Here is a 5129-nt window from a genome sequence, read left to right as displayed (position 1 = left end):
CGGTGGAGCTGCATGACAAGGTCATCGGGCATTATCTGAACATAAAACACTATCAGTAAGTTGGAGTCATTACCCTACGTAACTATTCGGAATATTCAGAATATACTAGCGTTTTTTTTTTGAGTTTGATGATTTTTATCAAATCATGACTTTTTTCCTGAAAAGTCAGTAGATATTCATAGGCAAGTAAGGTTTTATACTTTGCTGACAGGATTCAGGCCTGTCTCAGACTGACATGGATGTAATGAACAAAAGGGAATGGCTATGGAAAATGAGCATCAATACAGTGGTGCCCGGTGTTCAGGGCAAGCCGCATATGTTGCTAAACGTCAGGAGTGCGCAAAATGATGCGCCAATCACTTCAGGCTGTTTTACCTGAAATTTCAGGCAATAAAACGTCATTGCTGCGTAAATCGGTATGCAGCGATCTCCTCACTCTTTTTAATTCTCCTCATTCGGCATTACCGTCATTACTTGTTTCAGGCATGCCCGAGTGGCAAGTGCATAACCCGAGCGACAAACATCTCCAGAGCTGGTATTGCCGTCAGCTGCGTTCTGCACTGTTATTTCATGAGCCACGGATTGCGGCGTTGCAGGTTAATTTGAAAGAAGCGTACTGCCACACTCTGGCGATCAGCCTTGAGATAATGCTGTACCACGACGATGAACCGCTAACGTTTGATCTGGTCTGGGATAATGGCGGTTGGCGCAGTGCGACGCTTGAGAATGTCAGCTAAGCACAATCTCCAGCTCGCGCAGTTCACGCCAGAAGCGTTCGGCAACTGGATTCATGCGGGTATTCATCCGGTATGCGTAGGCCTGAATCGGGATCACCTGTTCGTCCCGATTCAGCACAACGAGCTGCCCGCTGCGAATTTCTTGTTGGATGGCATACTCCGGCAGCCAGGCAATCCCACAGCCGTCGAGGGCAACCTGCTTTAAAAGCTCGCTCATCGAAGAGACAAAAAAGGTGCTGAAACTTAACTCACTGTGGCGCGTCAGGGTGCGATTAATCAATCGCACCATGTAGGAGTTGCGGCTGTAATTCAGTAACGGAAAGTGTGGCTGCGCGAGGTTAAAAAGTGCTTCTCCGTGTTCGTCACTGGCGCAGACAGGGAACAATTGAGATTCAAATAAGCGAATGTGGTCAAACGGCGCTTCCAGCAAATCTTCGTCGTGAAAGGAAAAAATACAGTCACTTTGCCCTTCACGCAGTTTATCGACCGCTTCATCGACATCAATGGCTTCAATTGCCCAGGTAAAGAGCGGCGGCATCTGGCTGATAATGGACGGTAACAGACCGAGGGAAAGAGAGTGTGCAGCGGCTATCTTGATTTTACGTTGCGCGTAATCGCTGCCGCCACGCAGCTCTGCAAGGTTGCTTTCTAACTGTTGCAACAGATGGCGGATCTGCGAATGGAAGATTTTCCCTTGTTCTGAGAGTTGCAGTGGCGTCACCTGGCGGTTAAACAATTCAACGCCAATCGCCTGTTCCAGTGCACGGATGCGGCGGCTGAATGCCGGTTGCGAGACGTTGCGACTGACTGCCGCCTGGGAAAAATTGCGGCATTTTTCCAGAGTCAGAAAATCATAAAGCCATTTGGTTTCAATATTATGCAAAACCGCACCACAGTCATCCATTACGTTTTACTCTGTCAGCCGCCCTTGGGGGCATTCTACGTCCATTAGGGCGGCTGACAACCGTTTAAGCCGTTTCAAACGTTCCTTTCACGCAGGCTTTGCCGTCTTTGACCATCAGTTTGCCGCGAGCGTATACCTGCTCAATGCGCAATTCTGGCGTCATGACCAGTAAGTCTGCGTCATTGCCTGGCAGAATTTCGCCTTTCCCGCTCATGTTAAGGAAACCGGCTACGCTACTGGTGAGCGGGCGCAGGGCATCGCTGATACTGAAATCATAGTCTTTGACCAGCACCTGCACGGTTTCCAGCAACGTTTCAAAACCTGCAACACCGATATGGGTTAAATTCCCTTCGTCATCGAAGAACGGCTGGCTACCGTTGCCGTCGGAGCTGAGGGTGACGCGTGCCAGCGGAATACCCGCCTGAACGGCGCGGGCAATACCTTCGGCAGGGGCGACCGGTTCGTCAATGCTGCTGGTGATATCGATGGTGCCGCCTTTGCGCGCGAACTCCAGCGCCTGCTCAAACAACGGTACGTTGCGGTTAACGTGGGTCGGCAGCAGCTTGCTGATCGGCACATCGCAGTTTTCCAGCAGGTCATAAATAGGCTTTAACGCCTTTTTACTGTCGCCCATGTGGAACACGGTGACGCCAGGTTTACCGCCGAGCAAACCGCCAACGCGGGATTCTGCCGCCATATTAGCCAGGTGATAAACGTCCGGTGCGGCAGAACGGTGATCAGAGATGGCGCATTTCACGCCAATCACACGATCGATAATCGCCACGTCTTTTTCCACGGAACCCGTAATAGTGCGGGAAGGGACATGATAAGCGCCGGTCAGCATCCAGGCGCTGATGCCTTCTTCATTGAGCGCACGGGTCTTGGCGAGCAGGGATTCCGGGTGGCGAGAGATAGAGTCGGTGCCCAGCAGACCAACCACTGACGTGACGCCCGCTTCCGTCAGGCGACTTAGCGCCACTTCCGGCGTGCGCGTCGTGGGACCTGCTTCGCCGCCACCGCCAATCAAATGGACGTGTTGATCAATAAAACCTGGGCAGAGGATCTGCCCGCTGAGATCGACAACCGTGCAGTTCGGTACAATGTCAGAAGGGATATTGCTGGCAACGGCGATAATTTTGCCGTTAGCGACGAGGACATCGCAAATTCCCCGATCTTCCGGCGCATACAAATGCGCTCCCTGCAGCAGGGTAAAACCGGCTGCGGTATAATCAATCATGGTAACTCCTTGTTAAACAATAAGCTGCATAACCCAGATCGACAGCAATGCGTTAATCACGCAGACCGTAATGATATGCGGGTAATATTTGGCATTCACTTCGGCTGTCCCCAGGCAGCGACCGACATTTTGCACCGGGTTGCCCATTAAATACATTGCGGGCAGTAAAACGGTGACATCGTGGCCGGTTAATGCGTCAGCGGTTGCCAGACTGGCGGCAACACCGACTGCGCCGCCCATACTCATTAATGCGGCTAAAAGGACGGTTGCCGCTTCACCGGGTAATCCCCACAGCGCCATTACGGGTTCACAGATATGCCCCACCCAGTCGAGCAGGCCGGTAATTTTCAGCGCCTGAATGATGACAAACGCCATCACCACGTTTGGCAGCAGGTTGGTCGTGGCGATAGTAAAGCCACGGCGCGCGCCATCGATAAACATATCCATGACGTTTTTGCGGACCTGAGTTGTCATGCTTGCGCTCCTTGCGTTGGGTTGCGACGTTCTTCGAAGTTAAGCCAGACGCGCAAAATGTTGGCTCCGACAAATTTAAACACCAGGATGACGGCTAAAGGTACGATTACGGACGTGCCCAGAAAGGCAAACACCGCGACGCCGGAAGAGAAGTAGTTGGTGATGATGGCGCTACCGCTGGTTTGATATGCGGCGAAAATCACTTTATCGCGTTCGGTAATTTCACCTTCCTGCGCCAGCTCTTTGGTCATACCGGCGGCGGCATCCGTGTTTTGCAGGTTAGCGATCAGTGCCAGCGAGCAGATCCCTGGAATGCCCAACAACGGTTTTAGCACAGGTGTCATTAACTGCTGCGCGGCGCGTAATCCGCCAAGACCATCGGTAATTGAAATAATCCCCAGAGAGAGAATGACTGACGGTGCCAGCTCCAGCGCAAAGAGAAAGCCATCTTTAGCCCCCGCGCCACCCACCCCGCGAAATGAGGTGGTGGCTCCATTCGCACCAGGCAGTTGCCCAAACGATCCGTTCAGAACGGAAAAATCAAAAACGCGCCACCAGCTGTCTGTTCCGGAAAAAACACCGGGAAAAAAGATTATGGTGAGAAAAAAAGCCAGATACCCTTTAATGCCCACTTTTTCTGTCGCCAGCTCCCCGGCTACAGCATCCCCTTGTTGTGTCATAACAATCCCCATTGTTTTTTTGTGTTTGTGTGTTGCTTGAGCCAGGAAAATTCCTGGAACTGAAAAACCTTATCAGCCATGTGGGTATGGGGAAAATGCAAGTATGTTTCTGGCTATGCGTTTTTTGCATAGGGGAAAAATTACGCTGTGTGGAAAAGGTTCTGCGCAGGATTGAGTTGCAGAAAATTCATAAACCCAGTGACAATGACATTAGTAAATAAAAACAGAAAATCCAGGGACGAAAACGCGATGGCAAAGTACAACGAAAAAGAGCTGGCGGATACGAGCAAGTTTTTAAGTTTTGTCCTCCGACACAAACCGGAGGCGATTGGTATCGTACTGGACCGTGAAGGATGGGCGGATATCAATAAGCTCATACTTTGTGCCCAAAAAGCGGGCAAGCGATTAACCCGTGCATTGCTGGATACCGTGGTCGCAACCAGCGATAAAAAGCGTTTTAGTTATTCCAGTGATGGTAGGTGCATCCGCGCGGTTCAGGGGCATTCGACTTCGCAGGTCGCTATTTCCTTTGCCGAAAAAACACCGCCACAGTTTCTCTACCACGGTACGGCAAGCCGTTTCCTTGACGAGATAAAAAAACAGGGGCTGATTGCAGGGGATCGTCATTACGTGCATCTCTCTGCTGATGAAGCAACGGCACGCAAAGTGGGAGCAAGACACGGATCGCCGGTTGTCTTAACCGTCAAAGCACAGGAAATGGCGAAACGAGGCATCCCTTTCTGGCAAGCGGAAAACGGGGTCTGGCTGACATCAACGGTTGCTGTTGAGTTTCTTGAGTGGTCGTTTATGCCGACTGGGGTACAAAAACAATAAATTCAATATATTGCAGGGGTTATATAGGCCTGGTAAGCGCAGCACATCCGGCAATGTAGCGTTTGTTATCAGTCTGAAGGGATACCCTCGTAAAAGGGTATCCTTTAATAACAACTGCTGAAATTAAAGTGATTTACGGCAGGCGGTCAGTTGGGGACTGGAATCAGCGTCGCTTCCGGTCATACCGTGGATTTGCCCCTATATTTCCAGACATCTGTTATCACTTAACCCATTACAAGCCCGCTGCCGCAGATATTCCCGTG

General features: G+C 51.0%; 8 protein-coding genes and 1 pseudogene. 5 read left to right on the top strand and 4 right to left on the bottom strand.

All coding sequences use genetic code 11. The features are described from left to right. Positions 1-2 precede the first annotated feature (2 nt). The 4 genes and pseudogenes from ABZJ92_RS20530 to iraD all read left to right on the top strand — a co-directional run bounded on the left by ABZJ92_RS20530 (position 3) and on the right by iraD (position 737). Positions 3-59, top strand: coding sequence for an IS1 family transposase (locus ABZJ92_RS20530; protein WP_003032489.1), 57 nt, complete (start codon positions 3-5; stop codon positions 57-59). A 15-nt stretch (positions 60-74) separates the two neighbouring features. Continuing rightward, positions 75-149, top strand: a pseudogene (locus ABZJ92_RS20525) (hypothetical protein); the annotation flags it as partial. Positions 150-264: 115 nt separating this feature from the next. Then, the gene (gene idlP, locus ABZJ92_RS20520) at positions 265-348 is read left to right on the top strand and encodes an iraD leader peptide IdlP (RefSeq protein WP_120795393.1); all 84 of its coding nucleotides are present in this window, start codon (positions 265-267) and stop codon (positions 346-348) included. Next, a complete protein-coding gene (gene iraD, locus ABZJ92_RS20515) occupies positions 345-737 on the top strand; it encodes an anti-adapter protein IraD (protein WP_000986206.1) in 393 nt (130 codons plus the stop codon). The genes idlP and iraD overlap by 4 nt, the downstream gene beginning before the upstream one ends. Here the strand turns inward: iraD and hypT are convergent. The 4 genes from hypT to ABZJ92_RS20495 all read right to left on the bottom strand — a co-directional run bounded on the left by hypT (position 730) and on the right by ABZJ92_RS20495 (position 4032). After that, positions 730-1641: a hypochlorite stress DNA-binding transcriptional regulator HypT gene (gene hypT, locus ABZJ92_RS20510; protein ID WP_000340761.1), complete on the bottom strand. Its 912-nt coding sequence runs from the start codon at positions 1639-1641 to the stop codon at positions 730-732. The two genes, iraD and hypT, sit on opposite strands and share 8 nt — an antisense overlap. A gap of 64 nt (positions 1642-1705) precedes the next feature. After that, entirely contained in the window at positions 1706-2878 is a 1173-nt protein-coding gene (gene iadA, locus ABZJ92_RS20505) for a beta-aspartyl-peptidase (RefSeq protein WP_000568430.1), read from the bottom strand. Between the two features lie 12 nt (positions 2879-2890). Then, positions 2891-3352 (bottom strand): YjiG family protein, encoded by a 462-nt coding sequence (locus ABZJ92_RS20500; protein WP_000211962.1) that lies wholly within the window; start codon positions 3350-3352, stop codon positions 2891-2893. Further along, positions 3349-4032, bottom strand: a complete 684-nt coding sequence (locus ABZJ92_RS20495) for a nucleoside recognition domain-containing protein (RefSeq protein WP_005065417.1) — start codon at positions 4030-4032, stop codon at positions 3349-3351. The genes ABZJ92_RS20500 and ABZJ92_RS20495 overlap by 4 nt, the downstream gene beginning before the upstream one ends. A gap of 249 nt (positions 4033-4281) precedes the next feature. On the opposite strand from ABZJ92_RS20495, the gene kptA reads away from it, so the two are divergent. After that, positions 4282-4866 (top strand): RNA 2'-phosphotransferase, encoded by a 585-nt coding sequence (gene kptA / locus ABZJ92_RS20490; RefSeq protein ID WP_005048967.1) that lies wholly within the window; start codon positions 4282-4284, stop codon positions 4864-4866. The last annotated feature ends 263 nt before the right edge of the window (positions 4867-5129 follow it).

Source organism: Shigella sp. FJ200513 (genome assembly GCF_040495915.1).
In the GTDB taxonomy this organism is placed as follows: domain Bacteria; phylum Pseudomonadota; class Gammaproteobacteria; order Enterobacterales; family Enterobacteriaceae; genus ECMA0423.
The sequence above is the reverse complement of the archived record's forward strand: the minus strand, read 5'-3'. Positions and strand labels throughout refer to the sequence as shown.

What these genes read in the sequence shown, in the direction of transcription:
- idlP (WP_120795393.1), top strand. Translation starts at nt 265, where the DNA reads ATGGAAAATGAGCATCAATACAGTGGTGCCCGGTGTTCAGGGCAAGCC.
- ABZJ92_RS20495 (WP_005065417.1), bottom strand. Translation starts at nt 4,032, where the DNA reads ATGACACAACAAGGGGATGCTGTAGCCGGGGAGCTGGCGACAGAAAAA.
- ABZJ92_RS20500 (WP_000211962.1), bottom strand. Translation starts at nt 3,352, where the DNA reads ATGACAACTCAGGTCCGCAAAAACGTCATGGATATGTTTATCGATGGC.
- iadA (WP_000568430.1), bottom strand. Translation starts at nt 2,878, where the DNA reads ATGATTGATTATACCGCAGCCGGTTTTACCCTGCTGCAGGGAGCGCAT.
- iraD (WP_000986206.1), top strand. Translation starts at nt 345, where the DNA reads ATGATGCGCCAATCACTTCAGGCTGTTTTACCTGAAATTTCAGGCAAT.
- kptA (WP_005048967.1), top strand. Translation starts at nt 4,282, where the DNA reads ATGGCAAAGTACAACGAAAAAGAGCTGGCGGATACGAGCAAGTTTTTA.
- hypT (WP_000340761.1), bottom strand. Translation starts at nt 1,641, where the DNA reads ATGGATGACTGTGGTGCGGTTTTGCATAATATTGAAACCAAATGGCTT.